This is a genomic window from Ruminococcus sp. J1101004sp1_RTP21198st1_B9_RTP21198_201120, from assembly GCF_040924245.1.
Taxonomy (GTDB): Bacteria; Bacillota; Clostridia; order Lachnospirales; family Lachnospiraceae; genus Blautia_A; species Blautia_A faecis.
This window is the reverse complement of sequence record NZ_JBCOMI010000009.1, coordinates 117,738-138,006: the sequence shown is the minus strand read 5'-3', so window position 1 is coordinate 138,006 and position 20,269 is coordinate 117,738. Positions and strand designations below refer to the sequence as shown.

At 39.4% G+C, this 20,269-nt stretch carries 20 protein-coding genes, 1 pseudogene and 1 riboswitch; of the genes and pseudogenes, 7 read left to right on the top strand and 14 right to left on the bottom strand.

The window, feature by feature from the left end; all coding sequences use genetic code 11:
• Positions 1 to 12: 12 nt before the first annotated feature.
• Positions 13 to 702: a response regulator transcription factor gene (locus AB5618_RS08160; RefSeq protein WP_118580859.1), complete on the bottom strand. Its 690-nt coding sequence runs from the start codon at positions 700 to 702 to the stop codon at positions 13 to 15.
• On the bottom strand, positions 699 to 1,847 hold the full coding sequence (locus AB5618_RS08155) for a cell wall metabolism sensor histidine kinase WalK (RefSeq protein WP_173770013.1): 1,149 nt from the start codon (positions 1,845 to 1,847) through the stop codon (positions 699 to 701). Before AB5618_RS08155 ends, AB5618_RS08160 begins: the two co-directional genes overlap by 4 nt.
• 435 nt (positions 1,848 to 2,282) lie before the next feature.
• Here AB5618_RS08155 and AB5618_RS08150 point away from each other — a divergent pair, with 435 nt between their 5' ends.
• The 4 genes from AB5618_RS08150 to AB5618_RS08135 all read left to right on the top strand — a co-directional run bounded on the left by AB5618_RS08150 (position 2,283) and on the right by AB5618_RS08135 (position 5,540).
• A complete protein-coding gene (locus AB5618_RS08150) occupies positions 2,283 to 2,519 on the top strand; it encodes a DUF6061 family protein (protein ID WP_008400163.1) in 237 nt (78 codons plus the stop codon).
• A gap of 464 nt (positions 2,520 to 2,983) precedes the next feature.
• Positions 2,984 to 3,658 (top strand): response regulator transcription factor, encoded by a 675-nt coding sequence (locus AB5618_RS08145; protein WP_044944580.1) that lies wholly within the window; start codon positions 2,984 to 2,986, stop codon positions 3,656 to 3,658.
• Positions 3,646 to 4,968, top strand: coding sequence for a HAMP domain-containing sensor histidine kinase (locus AB5618_RS08140; RefSeq protein WP_055156874.1), 1,323 nt, complete (start codon positions 3,646 to 3,648; stop codon positions 4,966 to 4,968). Before AB5618_RS08145 ends, AB5618_RS08140 begins: the two co-directional genes overlap by 13 nt.
• A 56-nt stretch (positions 4,969 to 5,024) precedes the next feature.
• On the top strand, positions 5,025 to 5,540 hold the full coding sequence (locus AB5618_RS08135) for an immunoglobulin-like domain-containing protein (protein ID WP_008400157.1): 516 nt from the start codon (positions 5,025 to 5,027) through the stop codon (positions 5,538 to 5,540).
• A 377-nt stretch (positions 5,541 to 5,917) separates the two neighbouring features.
• Here AB5618_RS08135 and AB5618_RS08130 read toward each other — a convergent pair whose 3' ends face one another.
• The 5 genes and pseudogenes from AB5618_RS08130 to AB5618_RS08110 form a co-directional block, all read right to left on the bottom strand.
• Positions 5,918 to 6,664, bottom strand: a complete 747-nt coding sequence (locus AB5618_RS08130) for a DUF6040 family protein (protein ID WP_008400155.1) — start codon at positions 6,662 to 6,664, stop codon at positions 5,918 to 5,920.
• Entirely contained in the window at positions 6,603 to 8,324 is a 1,722-nt protein-coding gene (locus tag AB5618_RS08125; protein WP_368366654.1) for a MobA/MobL family protein, read from the bottom strand. Before AB5618_RS08125 ends, AB5618_RS08130 begins: the two co-directional genes overlap by 62 nt.
• Positions 8,294 to 8,652: pseudogene (locus tag AB5618_RS08120) on the bottom strand (hypothetical protein). The gene AB5618_RS08125 and the pseudogene AB5618_RS08120 overlap by 31 nt, the downstream one beginning before the upstream one ends.
• Entirely contained in the window at positions 8,652 to 8,966 is a 315-nt protein-coding gene (locus AB5618_RS08115; protein WP_005337289.1) for a hypothetical protein, read from the bottom strand. The pseudogene AB5618_RS08120 and the gene AB5618_RS08115 overlap by 1 nt, the downstream one beginning before the upstream one ends.
• Before the next feature lie 140 nt (positions 8,967 to 9,106).
• The gene (locus tag AB5618_RS08110; protein WP_004843519.1) at positions 9,107 to 9,337 is read right to left on the bottom strand and encodes a helix-turn-helix domain-containing protein; all 231 of its coding nucleotides are present in this window, start codon (positions 9,335 to 9,337) and stop codon (positions 9,107 to 9,109) included.
• A 171-nt stretch (positions 9,338 to 9,508) separates the two neighbouring features.
• Between AB5618_RS08110 and AB5618_RS08105 the strand changes: the two genes are divergently transcribed.
• Positions 9,509 to 10,138, top strand: coding sequence for a helix-turn-helix domain-containing protein (locus tag AB5618_RS08105; RefSeq protein ID WP_008400149.1), 630 nt, complete (start codon positions 9,509 to 9,511; stop codon positions 10,136 to 10,138).
• A gap of 86 nt (positions 10,139 to 10,224) precedes the next feature.
• Positions 10,225 to 11,520, top strand: coding sequence for a tyrosine-type recombinase/integrase (locus tag AB5618_RS08100; protein ID WP_008400148.1), 1,296 nt, complete (start codon positions 10,225 to 10,227; stop codon positions 11,518 to 11,520).
• Between the two features lie 258 nt (positions 11,521 to 11,778).
• On the opposite strand, the gene metK is transcribed toward AB5618_RS08100, so the two are convergent.
• The 6 genes from metK to AB5618_RS08070 all read right to left on the bottom strand — a co-directional run bounded on the left by metK (position 11,779) and on the right by AB5618_RS08070 (position 18,835).
• Positions 11,779 to 12,978, bottom strand: coding sequence for a methionine adenosyltransferase (gene metK, locus AB5618_RS08095; RefSeq protein ID WP_173718499.1), 1,200 nt, complete (start codon positions 12,976 to 12,978; stop codon positions 11,779 to 11,781).
• Positions 12,979 to 13,119: 141 nt separating this feature from the next.
• Positions 13,120 to 13,221: riboswitch (SAM riboswitch) on the bottom strand.
• Positions 13,222 to 13,373: 152 nt separating this feature from the next.
• Complete coding sequence (locus AB5618_RS08090; RefSeq protein WP_118580853.1) at positions 13,374 to 14,666, bottom strand: UDP-N-acetylglucosamine 1-carboxyvinyltransferase; 1,293 nt, start codon at positions 14,664 to 14,666, stop codon at positions 13,374 to 13,376.
• 143 nt (positions 14,667 to 14,809) lie between these two features.
• Positions 14,810 to 15,325: a shikimate kinase gene (locus AB5618_RS08085; RefSeq protein WP_330659856.1), complete on the bottom strand. Its 516-nt coding sequence runs from the start codon at positions 15,323 to 15,325 to the stop codon at positions 14,810 to 14,812.
• Between the two features lie 60 nt (positions 15,326 to 15,385).
• Positions 15,386 to 16,000, bottom strand: coding sequence for a flavin reductase family protein (locus AB5618_RS08080; protein ID WP_118580850.1), 615 nt, complete (start codon positions 15,998 to 16,000; stop codon positions 15,386 to 15,388).
• Positions 16,001 to 16,112: 112 nt separating this feature from the next.
• Complete coding sequence (locus AB5618_RS08075) at positions 16,113 to 17,780, bottom strand: putative manganese-dependent inorganic diphosphatase (protein ID WP_148463040.1); 1,668 nt, start codon at positions 17,778 to 17,780, stop codon at positions 16,113 to 16,115.
• Positions 17,781 to 17,929: 149 nt separating this feature from the next.
• Positions 17,930 to 18,835 carry a S1 RNA-binding domain-containing protein gene (locus AB5618_RS08070; protein WP_368366653.1) on the bottom strand — a complete coding sequence of 302 codons (906 nt, stop codon included), beginning with the start codon at positions 18,833 to 18,835 and terminating at the stop codon, positions 17,930 to 17,932.
• 119 nt (positions 18,836 to 18,954) lie between these two features.
• Between AB5618_RS08070 and AB5618_RS08065 the strand changes: the two genes are divergently transcribed.
• Positions 18,955 to 19,107, top strand: coding sequence for a DUF6783 domain-containing protein (locus AB5618_RS08065; protein WP_368361766.1), 153 nt, complete (start codon positions 18,955 to 18,957; stop codon positions 19,105 to 19,107).
• Between the two features lie 255 nt (positions 19,108 to 19,362).
• On the opposite strand, the gene AB5618_RS08060 is transcribed toward AB5618_RS08065, so the two are convergent.
• Positions 19,363 to 19,812 (bottom strand): DUF1002 domain-containing protein, encoded by a 450-nt coding sequence (locus tag AB5618_RS08060; RefSeq protein WP_118580844.1) that lies wholly within the window; start codon positions 19,810 to 19,812, stop codon positions 19,363 to 19,365.
• Between the last annotated feature and the right edge of the window lie 457 nt (positions 19,813 to 20,269).

Below are 20,269 nucleotides of genomic sequence, written 5' to 3'. Positions count from 1 at the left end.
AATCAGAAATTATCACACTTTAAATCTGTATCCCACGCCCCAGATGGTCTCGATATACTGCGGCTTGGCATTATTATACTCAATTTTCTCACGGATTTTCTTGATATGGACTGTAACTGTGGCAATATCGCCTACCGATTCCATATCCCAGATTTCCCTGAAAAGCTCTTCCTTTGTAAAAACTCTGTTTGGATTCTGGGCCAGGAATGTGAGCAGATCAAATTCCTTGGTGGTAAAAGTTTTCTCCTCGCCATTTACCCAGACACGGCGGGCAGTCTTGTCGATCTTGATTCCACGAATCTCAATAATGTCGTTCTTCTGCGTGGTGGAACCGATCAGACGGTTATAGCGATCCATATGTGCCTTTACTCTGGCAACAAGCTCGCTTGGGCTAAATGGCTTGGTCATGTAATCGTCAGCCCCAAGTCCAAGACCGCGGATCTTGTCAATATCATCTTTCTTCGCGGAAACCATAATGATCGGAGTATTCTTAGCTTCTCTTACCTGGCGGCAGATTTCAAACCCGTCTATCTCCGGCAGCATCAGATCCAGAATAATCAGGTCAAAATCTTCTTTCAGTGCCATATTAAGCCCCAGATCGCCTCTGTTGCAGATTATAACTTCAAATCCTGAGAGCTCCAGATAGTCTTTCTCAAGCTCTGCAATTGCTTCTTCATCTTCAATGATCAGAATTCTGCTCATTTCATTGGTACCTCCTGGTATTTTCTAAGTACAAAATACATGATCGTGCCGATTCCAAGACGGCTTGTGGCCCATACCTTTCCCCCATGGTCCTCCAGAATTTTCTTTACAATGGAAAGACCGATTCCGCTTCCGCCTTTGGAAGAATTTCGTGAAACATCTGTACGGTAAAAACGGTCGAAAATATAAGGCAGATCCTTCGGGCCAATACCTTTCCCATTGTCCTCAATCTCAATCTGGATAAAATCACCCACATCCTTGATTCGGATCTGAATGATTCCTTTAGGCTTGTCCATATATTTGATAGCGTTGCTGATAATGTTATGGATAACACGGCGGATCTGCTCCCCATCGGCAATTACCATAACATCTTTTTCCACATAGTTGGCATAAACCAGCTCAATTCCCCTGGTCTCAAGTTCCAGACCAACTTCCTCTGAACAATCTTCAAAATAATCTTCCACATTTAGTTTGTTGAAAGTATAAGGAATGCGGTTGGTATCGATTTTGGAATAAAAAGTCAGCTCGTTGATCAGATGATCCATCTCATTTGTCTTGTTGTAGATGGTGCGGACATAGCGATCCATTTTCTCAGGGGTATCTGCCACTCCATCCATGATTCCCTCTACATATCCTTTCACTGCTGTGATCGGAGTTTTCAGATCATGGGAAATGTTGCTGATCAGCTCTCTGTTCTCTTTTTCTATAAGGCTTTTTTCTTCTGTAGATTCTTTCAGACGGCGGCGCATTTCCTCGAAATCCTGACAGAGCTCAGAAAATTCGTCTTTTCCTTCTACATCCAGAACGAAATCCAGGTTGCCCTCTTTTATATTCTGCGTCGCTTTTTTTAATTTAACCAATGGAACGGCAATGCTGCGATATACCCAAAGACCAACTACCAAAGCAACGGAGATCAGGATTACAAACGCACTGATAAACAAATCCTTGGCCATTACATGTACCCTGCCCTGACTGTCGGCTGAGTCTGTTATGGAAATATCATATACTGTTCCATCGCTCTCAGTCACTGCCTGTGCTTTCTGCGCCTGTGACTGGCTGAATCCATACAAAGTGGCGGCAAACAGAAGCAGAGGCATAAGAATGATCATGGTGAATCCCAGAATGATTCTTGTTTTTAGCTTCATAACAGTTCTATCCTTTTTCTTCTTTTTACGGAAATTTTCAACAGCTTCCCTGTCGTATGAAGCTGCTTCACCGGATTTATATAGATTATAGCATAAAGCTCTGATTTCATCTCTTAATTTTCTATAAAAAATAGCTCTATAATTTTCAGTTGATATTTCACTTATTTTAGGAAATTTAATAACTGTTATATTTGATTATCAAATTCCTCACAAACCCTTGAAAATACTAAGTTTGTAGCAAGTGAACTTTCCCTTACTCTTTCCCTTGTATTATATTCTCTCATTGGTTTTCATGAACCTTAATATGGGAAAAATTAAGGGAAAGAAAAATTCGTACATAGTATAACATATAACAATAACGACATGGTGAACTGAATGAAATGTTTTCGATATTTAACTCTGTAAATGATTATTAAAAAATGGAGATAAGATACAATGAGAACAATTTATGCAGAATACAACATAAACCACGATAGTATTGATGTTTACACAAGTGCCGGATATATGCTTCGCATTAATTGTTGGGAAGCTGAAAAAAATTTAAAAACCACATATGGATCAGAATGTGCGCTTACTTCATTGGCTGTGGATGAGCCTTTGGAATATGCAAGATTATATCTTGATGGCAATTTACAGATGTGGGTGGATGCAGAAGATTCACTTGAATTATAGGCAATTTAAACAAAAGTTTATATCTGATTTTCGATTATCCATATGAACACTTTACTTTCAAGCATTTTGAGAAATATAGAAAAACGCTAATTTTACCACTAATAAATGAGCCTTGATATGACACTAAAAACAATATGGGAGATAGCACAATATCTGTGTATCTCCCGTTTTTCATTTTTGTAATATAATTACTTCACTCTAATTTTTATATTTTCTTATTTTTCAATAATCATAGGACTTATTTCTAAATCTGCCATAGACTGCTTTGTTTGGTATGGCTTTCGGGATATGATTACACACATCATAGTGTGGATAGTAATAGAGCATAAAACATGTAGAGTAAGGTTGCTACAACTCATATTGCCATATATAATAACTAATGACATCGAAAATTAAAGAAATTGATTAGAAATAGATTTTTGTTTGATAATCTTAAATCAGATATTCACAATGGAGGCATATTTATGGCGCAGAGTATTTTAATTGTAGACGATGAAAAAGAAATTGTATCAATGCTGTATTGCTATTTCAGCAAACTTGGATATACGGTATATACTGCAACAGCAGGAAATGCTGCATTAAAAGAAGTAGAAAAAAAACCTGACATTATTTTGTTAGATGTCAATATGCCAGATATAGATGGATTTACTGTTTGCGAAAGGATACGGGATTATGTTTCATGCCCTATAATTTTTTTAACAGCACGCATTGAAGATAGTGATAAAATAAAAGGATTTTCTATTGGCGCAGACGACTATGTAATAAAACCATTTTCTGTTGATGAATTAGAAGCTCGCATTGCAGCACATCTTCGCAGAGAAAAAAGACACAATATATCTTCAAAGGTGCAATTTGATGAAGATATGGTTATAGATTATTCCTCACGTATTGTGTTTTATCATAATAAGGATATGGCTTTTACCAAAAAGGAATTTGATATAATATCTTTCCTTTCGCAAAACAAAGGAATTGTTTTTGACCGGGAAACTATTTATGAAAAAGTTTGGGGATTAGACGGCATTGGTGATAATACAGTTGTTACAGAACATATCAGACGTATTAGGGCAAAATTTTTATCTTTAGGCGATAGACCTTACATTGAAACTGTTTGGGGGTGCGGATATAGATGGAAAAATTAAAGAGAAGCAGATTGTTCAATCGGTTAAATAGCATGAGTATTAGAATGACCTTTGTTCTTTATGCTTTGTTTTCGTTGTTGATTGGAATAATTATTTGTATACTTTTAATTTCAATGGTTGACAGATACAGAATAAATTTAAACTATAAGTATGAAAATCTGTCAACGAGGTATGATATACCGGAAAATGGCTCATTTACCGCCACTTATAGTAATGACCAAACAAAATACACAATATTTGACACGAAAGGAAACGAGATATGCAAGTTCAATGTTGATTATCAAAAAGAACGCCCAGTACACGAATATGTCTATCCGAACCATGTTTCATATATCGAAGTTTTACCTAATTTTACAAACCGGGATAGGCTTATTGACAGTGCTTTAGGTTCATTAAATATTGCAATTATTCCTATCGTATTATCTATTAGTATGATATGTTGTGTAACATTTTTTTATAAAAAAAAATTATCGAAACCTATTAAGCTATTAACTAATGCGTATCATAAAATTGAAGCAAATGACTTAGATTTTACGTTATCATATCCATTAAATGATGAAATGGGGAAACTTTGTCATGCCTTTGAAAAAATGAAAGACTGTTTGTCGAAAAATAATGAAACTATGTTTCGACAATTTGCTGAACAGCGCCGTCTAAATGCTGCTTTTTCGCATGACTTACGCACTCCTTTGACTTTACTAAAGGGTCATGCTACTATGCTGCTTTCCTTTATTCCCAAAGGCTTAGTATCACAACAAGAAATATTAGATGAAATATCAGTAATGTCAAAAAATATTTCACGTCTTGAAAAATATGTAAATGCTATGACGAACTTATACAGGTTAGAGGATATTGATATTCCACGACAACAGATTACATTTCATTCACTTATTGATAATTTTAATAACACAGCAGAAGCACTTTGTTATGACAAACATTTTTCAATTACTACAAGCGGTAATAATATAACCTTGTTTATCAATTTAGATACAGTCATGCAGATTTATGAAAACTTACTCTCTAATAGTATTAGATACGCAAAAAGTGATATTGCTATTAGCGTAGTAATAGAGAATGATAATTTAGTTATATCTGTTTCAGACGATGGTTGCGGGTTTAAAAATATTGATATTGAAAAGGCGACATTACCATTTTATAAATCATCGAAAGATATAGCTACTGAACATTTGGGGTTAGGGCTGAATATTAGTAAGATTTTAAGTGAAAGACATGGCGGAAATATCCAAATTGCTAATAATAAAGCAGGGGGAGCATGTGTTACAGTGAAAATAAATTGCAATGAAAGTTGATTGAAAATAGACATTTTATTGCTATTATAAATTTAAAAGAAAGGAGATAAGGACAAATGAAAAAAATAATATGTATGTTTCTAACCTTATTGTTATTGGTGTGTATTGTTGGGTGTAGTCAAGCAAAGGACAGTGATAATCATGTAGTACAAGATTATTCCGAAGAATATGAGGTTTCTCCTTATGGAAGTGAAGAAGCGCTTGACACTTTGGGCGATTTGAAGATTTCAATGAGTACAGAAAAGGATTTAGACTTAAAGCACCTTTCATTTCTAATAGAAAATACTTCTGATAAAGAATACCAATATTCACCAGATTATTTTGAAATAGAAGCTGAACAATCCGGCACTTGGTATCAACTTAAACAGCTTGATGACCCCTCAAAGAGCAATGAAAAGGATTGCTTTATTAAGCCTAACGAACGATTAACATTAGAAATTGATGTTAAAAGTTTTTATGGAGAATTGCCTGCTGGACACTATCGTTTGATTAAACAATTTGCGTTCTTTGAAAGTGAAAGAGATTGGGATTACGATACATATAATTTATCTTGCGAATTTACGATAAGGTAAAAATTCTCTACTTCATAAGCATGAAAAAAAACCGCTTATGAAGTAGAAAGTTCTCATGCCATTTTAACGGCGGTTTTGAAATAACAATCAAAACCGCCGTTTTCTTTTGTAAAAATGAGAATACGGAGGGTGTGTTAAAGTCGCCCTTTTTCAAGGATACGGTGGTATCAAGGAGGTATTGCCATGTCCTTTTTTATGTACCATGTGGAGCATATTTATGTCTAGGAAGAAATACAGTAAAGCATTCAAACTAAGGCTTTTAAAAAAGCATAATGAAACAGGCATATCCTACTAGAAATTGGAAAAGGATAATATAATAGCAGGGGACGATGTGTGTTTTTATCCCCTGCTTTTATACGTTTTTTATCATATTTTGATCAATATAGCTTGGTATTTAACTGATTTTTCAAATAACATCTAAGTCCAACATATACTCCTTGCGAAAGTACAAAAAGCAATAGAAGATTTACTGACAGTGTTTTTTTGATGGATTCTCCAAAATAAATGATGACAGCAGCACTTGTCAGTATCATCAGTAGAGTAATAAAATCCCAACAGTTTTTCTTATATAATTCTATAACCTTTATTTCTATCAGTATCACCAGTATCCCTGTTCCTGCTACGCATATTCCGACAACCAATATCAGCAATAACCAATATATGATTTCGGCTATAAACGCATTTGGAATTTTGGTACTAATCTGTGCCGCAGAATGTCCGGCAGCAATCGTCCATCCGATAAAAGTTTGTATGAATGACGCTGCATCATGGAAGAATGATTTACAATCGGAAAGGAACACATCTGACTGTACTGCCTGAAAAAGAGTGGTTGTCAGCGAATACCATGCAAGAAGGAACAAGGTTGTTTGGAATATTACCGTTTTTGCTTTATACTGTCCTGCAAGTCGCTCTTTTTGTGTTTCGTATTTCGCTTTTTCATTCTGATAGGCTGTCCGGTCACAGGCTTCACATTTTTCATAGAGTACCGGCTTTTCTACCGGTATCTCTACGATTTTCTGATGTGTCCGGGCATAATCCCGTTGTTGTGTTAAGCATCGTATTTTATCTTGACATTCCCCTATCGTGACGTTTGCGCTTCGCAGCTTCTCTTTCTCGATCTGCAATGCTCTGTCTGCCAGCTTCAAGTCGTTCTTTAATGCTTGAATATTCCCGGCTCTGTTCTCTTTGTTTAATTTCTCGTTCAAGGTCAGAGATTCGCTGAGCTGCGTCTTCAGTTCCACGATAAGCTGGTCTTTCTGTTCCAGTTCTTCTTGTATCTCCTCGGTCAAGAGCAGAAGTTCTTCCAACTGTTCGGCGTTCTTTGATTCTCTGGATTCGTTCATCTATATCACGTCCTTTCCTTATTTGCTGTTCCAGTTCAGCAATTCGGTGTTCTGTTTCAGCAATAAACTGTTTTCGCTGTTCAGATTCTGTGCCAATTTCTGCCATTGCTGATTTTCGTTTTCCAAAAGTTCTATCTTCGTTTTCTGTTCTTCCATCTTGGAAAGCAGTTCCTCGGTATTTGGCAAAATGTTGAGCAGCTCGGATAACTCGCTGTTTAATTTTTGCAATTTCTGATTCTGTTCCTGCATAAGAGAGAGTTGGGTGTCCCGGTTCTGCATTTCCAGAATCATTTCTGTCATTAAGGTCTGCTGTTCTTCGATTTGCCCAATCATGGACTCCATTAAGGGTATAATTTCCCGGCTTTCTTCTAATGTCATTTAATCGCTCCTTCCATAATGATAATGCACCCGATACTTTTCCAAAGGTGTCCAGTATCTTTTGCAATAACGTGTTTTGTTGTTTTATGATTTGATTTTCCGCTACTTTCCACGAACCTTTTATTTCCTGCCCGACAAGAAACTTTTGTTCAATCTTTCTTGCGTCAGCACCTTCATGGATGGTAGGAATCTGGAGTTTTCCCTGTTTTTCATAAGAACGGTGATCGACCTGATTATGCAAAGAAAGATGTTCATTACACACCTTTGCCCACTCACTCCGCCATAGTTCACAATTTTTTGGATTGTTCCATCCAGTAGCATCGGTCAGCACCCGTTTCCATTGCAGGCGGTTTCTTGCACCAATCTTCTGAATTCCGTTTTCGTCTAATACAGGGATACGGATTCCATGACGGTCAGGGTTTTTCTTATCCTGCCACCAGTTCGGATGGGATTCATCAATCACGATATTTCCGTTTTTATCTCTGACAAAATCCCAATCCTTGACTTCTTTCTTTCCCCAAGAATGATCCGGGTTAAAAGGACGCATAGTCAGAAGCAGATGGACATGGGGGTTGCCATCCCCTTTATCGTGGATACTCCAATCAGCGCACATTCCTCTATCTACAAAAGTTTTTTGGATATAGTCAGTTGTACATTGAATTTGTTCCTGTCTGTTCCATTCTTTGGGAAGGGCAAATTCAAATGACCTGCCAAATTGGGCATCCGCACTTTTTTCAATCTTCAATACCTCATTCCATAACCTCTGTTTCTGAAATGTGATTTTAAATTTTTCTAAAGCAGCTTCTTTATCTGCTGACTTTTTGTATCGGACAGATTTCTGAAAGCGTTTTATATTTTCCTCTGGTACTATCTGCCATTCAGGAGGTGCGTTTTCGCACATCATCAGACTGGTGTAGACCACTTCTTTTTTAGAAGTGTAATAACTGATTCGCCCGGTTTCCTCATTTTTCATCACATCCCCATTGAGATATGCGGAAGCGGAGATAACAGATTTCCCTTTACTACGTCCGACTATTTTGACTGTGTAATGAAAAATCGCCATGTCTGGATGCCTCCTTTCTGCACATCCGGCATAGATTTCCGGCGACATTGCTTTCGGTTTTAGGAAAAGCAGCATTGCCGGAACGCCCTCTGCGTAAGAGTGCCCTGCGCATAGCAGCCTGCATGGAATGCGCCCCTCTGGCGAAGAGTGCCTCCTGCGGCATGAGCAGGTCTGGCTGAAAGCCCCGCCGACGGAACGAGCCCGGCAAGCGTGAGCGCAGACCGGTTGCCACTTGTGGCAAACTTATTGGGACGACCTCTGGTTGTCCATAAGTGCGCCCTTCATAAAAAAGCAATGAAGGGAATGAAAACCTCATCCCCTCCGCCATTACACTTCCTCCATATCGGTATTTGTTTCTTTCTGCATTGCCTTTGAGAAAAATTTCCCGTTGGCTTCCTGCTTTTTCAGAAAACCAATCAGCTTTGGGATGTCTTCTTCCTCAATAGGCGAACCAAGAACGGATTCCACCGCACCGCCAACCTGACAGAGCCTATGGGTTCGTTTTTTACTTTCTTCGGCTTTCTTTCGCTTCAGAAGTTCTTTCTTCTGTGCTGCATATCGTTTCGCCTTTTCAAGGCTTTCCTGCTCTTTCTTTTCCATTTCAAGCATTCGTTCTTCATAACTTTTTGTTGATTTTGCCATTATTACATTCTCCTTTCTCTTGCAAACATAAGTTCTTGGTTGCGTATCAGAAGAAGCACATGGTATAATCTTCTTGCGTGTAGGTATATCATGGCTTCGGTCTGATAGAACCTTTGGCGGTTTCTTTGGAAGCCGCCTTTTTAATTTGCCGCAGTTCTTGTTACGGCTTTTACATTTCCTCTATCCCTCAAATCACGACCTTCATTCGCTTCCATAAACATTTCCAGAATATCGGTTTTAATCAGGACTTTGCGACCAACCTTTAATACTGGAAGTTTCTTCCATTCTACAAGCTGTCTTAAGGTGTTTCTGCCGATTCCCGTATAGTCAGCAGCTTCTTCGATGGATAATGCAATTTTTCTTTGCGTCATATAATCACCTCCTTATAAATTGCATTATGCAATTCTTGTGATGTAAGTATATCCTTTTCACATCTTTTTGTCAAGCGTTACGAAATATTAAAAGCAAATATTATATTGCATATTGCAATTTTGAAAAAACAATGCTATAATTCATACATACCGAAAAAGGAGGCAGTCAGCATGAAAGATAAAGAATTACGCAAGCTGATAGGGAGCAGAATAAAACAGCGCCGTCTGGAATTGAATCTGACACAGCCTTATGTCGCAGAAAAGATGGGGGTTACCGCTTCTACAATCCTGCGTTATGAGAATGGTTCGATTGACAATACGAAAAAAATGGTGCTGGAAGGTCTTTCGGAAGCACTTCATGTATCTGTGGAATGGCTCAAAGGGGAAACAGATGAATATGAAACCGACATTACGGATAAGAGAGAGTTACAGATTCGTGATGCGATGGGAGATATTCTGGAACAGTTACCGCTTGCCCTTACCAAAGAAGAAGATGCTTTTTCAAAAGATTTATTACTGCTGATGTTAAAACAATATGGTCTGTTTTTGGATTCCTTTCAGTTCGCCTGCAAAAACTTCAAGGGGAATGATGGTCAGACGGATATTGCCAAAACAATAGGGTTTGAATCGAATGATGAATATAATGAGATTATGTTCTTAAGGGAAATCACTCCTACCATCAATGCTTTTAATGAGATGGCAGACGTTGTAAGGCTCTATTCCAAGAAACCAAAAACAGCAGAACAAAGGCTTGCAAATCTTTTATCAGAAGTCTTATACGAAGATTCCGAATCGGTATAGTAAGACAACCGGAGTTATGATATACTTACACGCACGAAGCATTTCATCAGTTCCGATTGTCTAATATCGAAAGGAGACATACGATTATGGCAAAAGGATCTGTAAGAAAAAAAGGAAAGAAATGGTACTACCGCTTCTATGTAGAGGACGCAAGCGGCAATCTTGTTCAGAAAGAATGCGTTGGAACAGAAAGCAAAAGTGAAACTGAAAAGCTGCTCCGTCAGGCAATGGATGATTATGAGAAAAAGAAATTTGTTGCCAAAGCGGAAAATCTCACAGTCGGACAACTTCTGGATGTGTGGGCAGAGGAGGAATTAAAAACAGGTACGCTCAGCAATGGTACTGTGGAGAATTACCTCGGAACAATCCGAAATATTAAGAAACATCCGCTGGCAGAACGGAAATTAAAAAATGTAACCTCTGAGCATTTGCAATCTTTCTTTGATTTGCTTTCCTTCGGGGGAGTTCATCCCGATGGAAAAGAGAGAAAGGGTTACAGCAAAGATTACATCCATTCTTTTTCCGCAGTCATGCAGCAGTCTTTCCGCTTTGCAGTATTTCCAAAACAGTATATTACGTTCAATCCCATGCAGTATATTAAACTGCGGTATCAGACGGACGAAGTTGATTTGTTTTCGGATGAGGACATGGACGGAAATATCCAACCAATTTCACGAGAAGATTATGAAAGACTGCTTGCGTATCTTCAAAAAAAGAACCCAGCCGCAATACTTCCAATCCAGATAGCCTATTATGCCGGGCTTCGTATTGGAGAAGCCTGTGGTTTGGCATGGCAGGACGTAAATCTGGAAGAACAATGCCTTACCATAAGACGCAGCATCCGATATGATGGCTCAAAGCGCAAATATATCATCGGACCAACCAAGCGGAAAAAAGTGAGGATTGTTGATTTTGGAGATACGCTGGTAGAGATTTTCCGCAATGCCCGGAAAGAGCAGTTAAAAAATCGAATGCAGTACGGAGAACTTTATCACACGAACTACTACAAAGAGGTCAAAGAGAAAAACAGAGTGTACTACGAATATTACTGCTTAGACAGAACAGAGGAAGTCCCGGCAGATTATAAAGAAATTTCTTTCGTCTGCTTAAGACCGGATGGTTGTCTGGAACTTCCGACTACTTTGGGGACGGTATGCAGAAAGGTGGCAAAAACATTAGAGGGATTTGAAGGCTTTCATTTCCACCAGTTACGTCACACCTATACAAGCAACCTTTTGGCAAATGGAGCTGCTCCAAAAGATGTGCAGGAATTATTAGGACACTCAGATGTAAGTACCACAATGAATGTCTATGCTCACTCCACAAGAGATGCGAAACGAAAATCGGTTCGGCTTCTTGATAAAGTGGTAGGCAATGATTAAAAAAAATTCCCTTATTTCCCTTGTGATTATCTCATAAGGGCAAAAATAAGGGAAACTACATATCATTTCACTAATGGACAGGCAGGAAAGCCTATAAAATGGGGAAAGTTAGAGGAATAATTATATAAAATTCAGTTTTTCAACATAAAAAACCTGGAAAAGACTTCTTCTGCTATATACCAGTCTCTTCCAGGCTCTAACTTTAATATGGAATTTTCAAGCAGGCTTCAATACAAGCCATTTTCTTTTAACCAAATTTTACGCAAGATATTTCTTCAGATCATCAACCTTGTCCAGATGCTCCCACGGAAGATCTACATCTGTACGGCCGAAATGTCCGTATGCAGAAGTCTGTTTGTAGATCGGGCGGCGGAGATCAAGCATTTTGATGATTCCAGCCGGACGAAGGTCAAAGTTCTCACGGATGATCTCTACCAGTTTCGCATCAGATACTTTACCTGTGCCAAATGTTTCTACATGAATAGAAGTCGGATGTGCAACACCAATTGCATAGGAAAGCTGGATCTCGCACTTGTCAGCAAGACCTGCTGCAACAATGTTCTTTGCAACATAACGTGCTGCATAAGCTGCAGAACGGTCAACCTTTGTGCAGTCTTTTCCGGAGAAAGCACCGCCGCCGTGACGTCCTGTTCCGCCATAAGTATCAACAATAATCTTACGTCCTGTAAGACCGCTGTCGCCGTTTGGTCCACCGATAACGAAACGTCCGGTCGGGTTGATAAAGTATTTCGTATCCTCATCTACCATGTCTGCCGGGATGATCTCATCAAATACATATTTCTTGATGTCCGCATGGATCTGCTCCTGTGTAACATCCGGGTCATGCTGAGTGGAGCAAACTACTGCATCAATACGGCTTGGTTTTCCATTCTTATCATACTCAACTGTTACCTGAGTTTTTCCATCTGGTCTTAAATATTTCAGAGTGCCATCTTTACGGACTTTTGTCAGCTGACGGGAAAGTTTGTGTGCCATGTTGATTGCGTATGGCATGTATTCTTCTGTCTCGTTGGAAGCATAACCAAACTGGATTCCCTGGTCACCAGCTCCAATAGAGTCAAGCTCGTCCTCATCCATCTGATTCTCTTTCTGCTCAAGTGCTTTATCAACACCCATTGCAATATCAGCAGACTGTTTATCAAGTGCTGTGATTACCGCACATGTATCAGCATCGAATCCGAATTTTCCACGAGTATAACCAATCTCGCGGATTGTCTCTCTTACGATTGACTGGATATCGATATTTGCCTTGGAAGTGATCTCACCCATAACCAGAACAAGACCTGTTGTAGTTGCAGTCTCGCAGGCTACACGGCTCATCGGATCCTGTGCGATCAGAGCATCCAGGATGGCATCAGAAATGGCATCACAGATTTTATCCGGATGACCTTCAGTTACAGATTCGGAAGTAAATAAGATTTTTTCTTTGTTTTCCATTCTTTTGTTTTTCCCTTTCTTCGATGGAGCGAAAATTTCCAAAACAGCTAATATCTATCGCTGCATTGTATGTTTTCCGCGAAAAAAAGAACAGCCCGGACAAGCGGACTGTCTTATAAATGACTTTTTATATAAACAATCCTCTTATTGTTCGATCACTCGCTCAGGTTGGCACCTTCCTCTCTTTCGAGGGGTTGCCGTGGCTTCATAGATCCTATGTATCTCCACCACTCTGAATAAAAGGCTATTCTTCAGTTTTCCTGTTGCAAGCAATACAATATACTGATTGCTTATAATTGTCAATAGACATTTAACGTCTTATGACTATTTTTCACCAGATTAAATCTGATACTCAACAGATCAAGGCTATCAGGCTGCGATCTGAAATTAACAATTCACCCTACACGCAGGCGGAATTTCTGGATATCCTTCTCACTGGAAACTCTCTCGATCTCTGCGCCAAGGCTGCGAAGCTTCTCTTCGAAGTTCTCATAGCCACGCTGGATGTAAACAATATCATCCACAATGGTGATTCCCTCTGCTGCCAGTCCTGCAATAACAAGAGCTGCCCCAGCACGAAGATCCGGTGCACTTACTCTTGCACCAGTAAGCTTATTCACGCCATCAATAATTGCAGAATTGCCTTCAACCTTAATACAGGCTCCCATTCTGGAAAGCTCATCGGCATATTTGAAGCGATTCTCAAAAATACTCTCAGTTACGATGCTGGTTCCCTCTGCAAGTGCAAGGGTAACCGCAATCTGCGGCTGCATATCAGTCGGATATCCCGGATATGGAAGGGTCTTCACATGAGTGCGATGAAGTCTGCCCACTGCACGTACACGTACGGCATCATCAAACTCCTGAACTTCACATCCGATTTCCTCAAGCTTAGCTGTAGTAGCTTCGAGATGCTTTGGAATTACATTCTTAACTGTGACATCCCCACCGGTAGCTGCTGCAGCGAACATAAAGGTTCCTGCCTCGATCTGGTCCGGAATGATGGAATACTCTGTGCGGTGAAGCTTCTCAACACCCTTGATACGGATCACATCTGTACCAGCACCTTTGATATTGGCTCCCATGCTGTTCAGGAAGTTGGCAACATCTACTACATGTGGCTCTCTGGCAGCATTCTCAATAATCGTACGTCCTGGTGCAAGAGATGCTGCCATCATAATATTGATGGTTGCTCCTACAGAAACTACATCCAGGAAAATATGGCTTCCATGAAGATTAGATGCCTCGGCAACAATGGCTCCATGAAGAATATCAACTTTCGCACCAAGGGCTCTGAAACCTTTCAGATGCTGGTCAATCGGACGGCTTCCGATATTGCAGCCACCTGGAAGAGGAACTTCTGCTCTTTTATATTTGCCAAGTAATGCGCCAAGAAGATAGTAAGATGCACGGATCTTCTTAATATACTCATAATCTACACTTACATCACCAATGGTAGAACCATTGATCTTAACAGTTGACTTATTGATTCTGTCAACCTGTGCTCCGATGCCAGCTATTGCCTCCAGTAAAACATTGATGTCTCTGACGTCAGGCAGATTCTCGATGAGAATTGTCTCATCCGTCATAATGGCTGCTGATAAAATAGCCAGCGCTGCATTCTTTGCACCTGCTATCTCTACTTCACCAACAAGCGGATTTCCACCTTTAATCACATACTGTTCCATAATACACCTCTATTATTCTTACTCCGCGAGCCAAAAAGGCTATTGTCAATTTCTCTCCAATAACCTGACAGCCCTCCTCTGATTCACAGTTACTGTTCACTTCGTTCATCGTAACACATTCCGCGAATAGTAACGATCTACAGTTACTTAATAACCCCTGTCTGTAGTGTTTCCAAAAGTGCCTGCAGACTTGCTTCCAAATCTTTCCCTTCTTCATCTACCACAATGTCTGCATATTTCTCGTATAAGGGAACTCGCTCCTCATATAAACTCTTCAAGGTCTGTCCTTCTTTCAGAAGAACTCCCCGCTTCTTAAGATTTCCAAGCCGTTTCTCAAGAGACTCCAGAGAAAGGCTGAGGTAAACTACCTTCCCAATTGATTTCAAGTGTTCCATGGCTTCACTGCAATATACCACACTTCCCCCAGTAGCAATTACAGTATTCTCTGTATCAATCGACGCATTTACGCGATTCTCAATAGCCTTGAAACCTTCTTCTCCTTCTTCATCAATGATCTGATAAAGACGTCTTTTTTCTTCTTTTTGTATTAAAAGGTCTGAATCTAAAAATTCGTATCCAAGTATTTTCGCAAGAACAACGCCCAGTGTGCTTTTACCTGCACCGGGCATTCCAATTAATGTTATATTATTCATTTTCATTCGATACTCCTTTAAATAATAACACATAAGAGCCATTATTGCAATCATATTAAAAAATTGTTACTGGGTTCGGTTTTTTAATGGATGATTTTTAAGTTTCTGATTATGCTTTTTTCCTTTTTTTACGCTATATCCAAAGGTGCCCAGTTTCTTTCCAAGTCCCAGATATTCTCCATGGGAATATACCATCAGTTTTGACTGATTCAGCTGAAATTTATTATTTTTATCCATATAGGCTTCGTCCGCATGCACTGCAACTACTTCCGCAAGGAACATGTGATGAGAACCAAGCTTCTCAATTTTCTTAACTTTACATTCAATATTTACAGGAGCTTCACCGATCATTGGTGCCTTCACTTGATCCGCCTTTTCTTTGGTAAGATGAAGCTCCTGAAATTTATCAACCTCTCTGCCGGACCGCACGCCACAATAATCGGTGGCGTATGCAAGCTCTTCTGTGGTAAGGTTCAGAACAAATTCCTTTGTCTTGCAGATCATATCGTAAGAAAATCTGGTGGGACGAACGGAGATGCTTACCATTGGCGGGTTGGTACACACGGTGCCAGCCCACGCTACTGTTATTATATTATCATTACCCTCGCCATCTGTAACGCTGACCATCACAGCAGGAAGCGGGTAAAGCATATTGCCTGGTTTCCAGGTCTGTTTTGCCATATTTTTGCTCCTCTTTTATGTGAAAATTTCCCATGCAAAGAACCATCTGCGTTACTTTTCACTTTGTGAGCAGTATCTTTTAACAGCCTCTTTGCCGGGAAAATCTTTATTATCAGTTAAAGTCATTTGCCATGATCTGTGCAGCTTCCATCATAGCCGGGATCATCTGTTTCTTACGGGAAACCACGCCTTTCAGGTGGAAGCACTTATCCTCCGGTTCCTGCTGGAATGCGATTTTTCCCATTTCCTCGCTGCCCTCGCCGTAATAAATTACATCTGAGGACTCGTCCATAATATTGGTTAACATAAAGTAAACACGGGTAATTCCATGGCGTCCGCACTCGCTTACCATAAATGGTTTCAGACGAACTTTGATCTCCTGAAGCTCTTCCTCGTCCATGGAACTGATCTGTCCAACACCAAAAGCCACATTTCCTTCTGCAATAAATTTCTTGTAATCCTGATAGAAAATTTCTTCAGGTGCTTTATCTTTCAGATTGCTTCCAGCCTTAAACATTTCTCTTGCGAAATCTTCAATCTTAATGTCCGCGATCAGTGCAAGCGCACTTGCTGCGATCTTGTCCTGCTGGGTGCAGGTTGGGGAACGGAACATTAAGGTATCGGAAATAATGGCTGCACAGAGAAGTCCTGCAATCTTAGGCGGAATCTCCAGTCGCTGCTCGTCATAAATCCGGTAAAGGATTGTCGCAGTACATCCAACTGGCTCATTTCTGAAATTAATCGGCTTCATAGTTTCCAGAGAACCAAGCTTATGATGATCAATGATCTCCAGAATCTCTGCTTTCTCAATATTATCAACAGCCTGGTCTTTCTCATTATGATCTACCAAAATTACCTGTTTCTTGTGCATGTCAAGGAAATTTCGTCTGGAAATGGTTCCCACACATTTTCCCCGCTTATTGATAACAGGGAATGCACGATGGCGGTGCTTGATCATAACATCCTGGATATCATCTGTGAAATCTTCAGTATTAAAAGTTACCAGATTATCTTTTTTCATCACATAATTTACCGGAATACTCTGGTTGATCATGCGGGCAATTGTGTAGGTATCATATGGAGAAGAGATAATGATGATCTGTCTCTCCTGAGCTTTCTTTATTACCTTCTCACTTACCTGAATACTCATTCCTACAATAATGCAGCTTACATTCAGTTCTATTGCCTTTAACTGATCTTCCTCACGGTTTCCAAGAATAACCATATCATTTTCTTCGATATAGTTCTTCATCACCTCCGGATCAGCAGTTCCAATAAGGATTTTCCCTTTGGTAAAATAGCCGTGACCATTTCCTTCTACAATTTCACCGTCAAGAGTATCCCTGATCTTGTTATACTGAGTTCTGGCATTTGAAAGAAGATAGCTGTCCTTGGTATCCATGTAAACATCAGCAATATCGCCGATTGTTACAATTCCCTCCAGCTCATCCTCGCTGTTACAGATGGGAAGGGTCACAATGCCTTTATTCTGCATCATATCCCAGGCATTTTTCAGGGACATGGTACGGTCTGCATCCGGTTTTGGACGGATATCCATATCTTTTACCTGCGTTCCGATATTTCCCAGATAAGCCGGTGGCTGTACCCCAAAACGATTCAGTACATACTGGGTCTCTTCATTGATCTGACCGGCACGTCTTGGAATATAACGCTTGGTCTGGGTGGTTCTGTTTTTGATATCTGCGTAAGCAATTGCCGAACAAATAGAATCCGTATCCGGATTCTTATGTCCCATTACAAATACTTTCTGATTCTTCATTCACATTCTTCCTTCCAAAATTCAGCTGACCTCTGCACACTTTTCATCTGTAAACAGAGTTTTTTATTTCGGGTCTACTTTTCAAACACGCTCTACAGAAGATTTTCATTTTGGGCGATTGTCTTAATCGTCCAAATCTGCACTTTATATTAATTCAGTTTAATATTTGCAAATAAAGCTCCCAGAGATGTGGTTGCCTCTTCTCCGGACTGTGGGATTTCTATTTTCTCTTCTTCCACTTCTTTTGCCATCATATCAATTGCTTCTTTGATACTCAGGCTCAGTTTTCCATCTTTCACTGCAGTTACTTTTACTTTCACCTTATCTCCAACTGCAAGAACTTCTGATGGTTTACGGATTCTCTTTTCGCAAATCTGGGAAATATGTACCAGTCCGGATACGCCGTTTCCAAGATCTACAAATGCGCCGTATGGCTGAAGGCTCTCTACAGTTCCTTCTGTTACAAAGCCTGGCTGGATATTGGAAATTTTATTCTTTCTTTCCTCTTCTGCTTTTTCCCTTAAAATTTCTTTCGCAGAAAGAATCAGTTTTTTGTCCTCTTTATTGACATCGATTACCTGAACCTGGATGTGTCTGTTCAGATATTCGTTGGTGTCTTCTACGTAATTCAAGGCCAGCTTGGAGGCCGGGATAAAGCCGCGCACACCTTCTACATAAGCAACTGCACCGCCGTTTACTACACCTTTTACCACTACATCAAGAACCTCTCCGGAGGCTTTCAGCTCTTCTAATTTGTCCCAAGCCAGGACGTCAGTAGCTTCAACTTTGGATAAAAGGATGTTGCCGTTTCCATCGTCTTTTCTTACGACTGTGGCGGAAACTTCATCTCCAGGGTGTACTTCTTCTTTAACGTTAAAGCCCGGCTCTCTACTGTAATCTTCTACCGGGATAATACCTTCTGCATAATATTTTAAATCTACAATAATTTCTTTATCATCTACACTCACAACTGTTCCTGTGAGAATGTCGCCTTCTTCAATTTTCTTAAAAGAAGCTTCAAGTTCTGCTTCGTAATCCTTCATTGTCTCTGCCATGACCTAGACTCCTTTGCCCCTGTTTTTGCTTCATTATAGCACACCGCTTATTCGTTGCAAATAAATTTTGGAATGTACATTCGAAAAAACACCGCTCTTTAAGCGTCAGAGTGTAATATCTGGCGTTTAAAGAGCGGCATATTCAGACAAATTTTCCAAAAAATTGTGACGCACATCTTGCAAAAAACCTTTTTCAAACACGCTCCAGAGCGTGCAGATTGCAGGAATACTTTTTCAAATACGCTCTAAAACGAGGAGTGCCCCGGCAGTAGCTGCCGGGGCGATTATTATGAAAAAATTTTATGTGTAATGGTGTCATTACAACGTCTTCTGTGTATGTTCTTTCGAACTGATTATATAGTATCAGATACTTATGAACAAAATACATGCAAATTGTTAACGAATAATGAACATTTGTTTTATTTGCACAATTTCTTCTTTCATTTTCCTCTTTTTTTATAAATTTACCACATTTGCATCTTTACTTTAATTTGGTAAAGTTATACATTTTGCACATTTTACATTTCTCATTCGAATAATCCTTTTACAAATTCGATTAACTTCGACACAAGACCTTTGGCATCATCCTTTGTAACACCCATATCCTGCAGCTTACTGTATACAGAATTTACATCGCTTCTAAGAGCATCTTCGTCAATTTTTGCATCCAGAACCTTGCGTACTACAGAAACAAGGGAATCTACCTCTGAATCAGAAAGAGATACCCCAAAATGGTCTGCTGCCTGAGTTACAGCACTTCGTACCTGGTCATCTGTGATGTTCTGCTGGTCTACAAGATCCTTGGCATACATAATAATGTCTACTGCTTTTCCAGGGTCAGAAGCAAGAAAATCAATTCCACTGTCCAGAAGACTTTCTACTACTTCTGTATCACTGGATGCCATAACCGGCATCGGCATGGAACATGCAAGAACTCCTGCAAGGATAAGTGCTGCTGATTTTTTCATTTTTATCATGATAATTACCTCCTGATTGAATGTTGCTGTTCAAGACTTGCCCAGTAACGATTAAATGTCATCTGTTCAAATCTCTCCAGTAACAATTAAATAGCTGCTGTTCATGGTCTGACCAGCAATAGTTAATATTCTGTTCACAAACTGCTGGAATCTGGTCATATTTATGATCTGATTTCCTCATATCAAGTAATTTTCTTCTGAAATTTAATCAATACCGGAAATAAATCTTCCTCCAGATTCCAGCCCATTATACTACACCTTTTCCTTTTATTTGTAAAATGTATCTAAAAACTTTATAATCTTTTTATAACTAATCTCCAAAAACAGCCCATTTTTCCAGGAAGTTACAAATCTTTTCAAATTCGTTCACTAATTTTTCATAAGATAAACACGATTCTTTCAAACTTTCCCGATATACTAACATCATAAAAATAATAACAGCCAACATTATTTTTAT

Coding starts and splice junctions, on each gene's coding strand:
- AB5618_RS08160 (WP_118580859.1), bottom strand. CDS start 702: ATGAGCAGAATTCTGATCATTGAAGATGAAGAAGCAATTGCAGAGCTT.
- AB5618_RS08155 (WP_173770013.1), bottom strand. CDS start 1,847: ATGAAGCTAAAAACAAGAATCATTCTGGGATTCACCATGATCATTCTT.
- AB5618_RS08150 (WP_008400163.1), top strand. CDS start 2,283: ATGAGAACAATTTATGCAGAATACAACATAAACCACGATAGTATTGAT.
- AB5618_RS08145 (WP_044944580.1), top strand. CDS start 2,984: ATGGCGCAGAGTATTTTAATTGTAGACGATGAAAAAGAAATTGTATCA.
- AB5618_RS08140 (WP_055156874.1), top strand. CDS start 3,646: ATGGAAAAATTAAAGAGAAGCAGATTGTTCAATCGGTTAAATAGCATG.
- AB5618_RS08135 (WP_008400157.1), top strand. CDS start 5,025: ATGAAAAAAATAATATGTATGTTTCTAACCTTATTGTTATTGGTGTGT.
- AB5618_RS08125 (WP_368366654.1), bottom strand. CDS start 8,324: ATGGCGATTTTTCATTACACAGTCAAAATAGTCGGACGTAGTAAAGGG.
- AB5618_RS08115 (WP_005337289.1), bottom strand. CDS start 8,966: ATGGCAAAATCAACAAAAAGTTATGAAGAACGAATGCTTGAAATGGAA.
- AB5618_RS08110 (WP_004843519.1), bottom strand. CDS start 9,337: ATGACGCAAAGAAAAATTGCATTATCCATCGAAGAAGCTGCTGACTAT.
- AB5618_RS08105 (WP_008400149.1), top strand. CDS start 9,509: ATGAAAGATAAAGAATTACGCAAGCTGATAGGGAGCAGAATAAAACAG.
- AB5618_RS08100 (WP_008400148.1), top strand. CDS start 10,225: ATGGCAAAAGGATCTGTAAGAAAAAAAGGAAAGAAATGGTACTACCGC.
- metK (WP_173718499.1), bottom strand. CDS start 12,978: ATGGAAAACAAAGAAAAAATCTTATTTACTTCCGAATCTGTAACTGAA.
- AB5618_RS08090 (WP_118580853.1), bottom strand. CDS start 14,666: ATGGAACAGTATGTGATTAAAGGTGGAAATCCGCTTGTTGGTGAAGTA.
- AB5618_RS08085 (WP_330659856.1), bottom strand. CDS start 15,325: ATGAAAATGAATAATATAACATTAATTGGAATGCCCGGTGCAGGTAAA.
- AB5618_RS08080 (WP_118580850.1), bottom strand. CDS start 16,000: ATGGCAAAACAGACCTGGAAACCAGGCAATATGCTTTACCCGCTTCCT.
- AB5618_RS08075 (WP_148463040.1), bottom strand. CDS start 17,780: ATGAAGAATCAGAAAGTATTTGTAATGGGACATAAGAATCCGGATACG.
- AB5618_RS08070 (WP_368366653.1), bottom strand. CDS start 18,835: ATGGCAGAGACAATGAAGGATTACGAAGCAGAACTTGAAGCTTCTTTT.
- AB5618_RS08060 (WP_118580844.1), bottom strand. CDS start 19,812: ATGATAAAAATGAAAAAATCAGCAGCACTTATCCTTGCAGGAGTTCTT.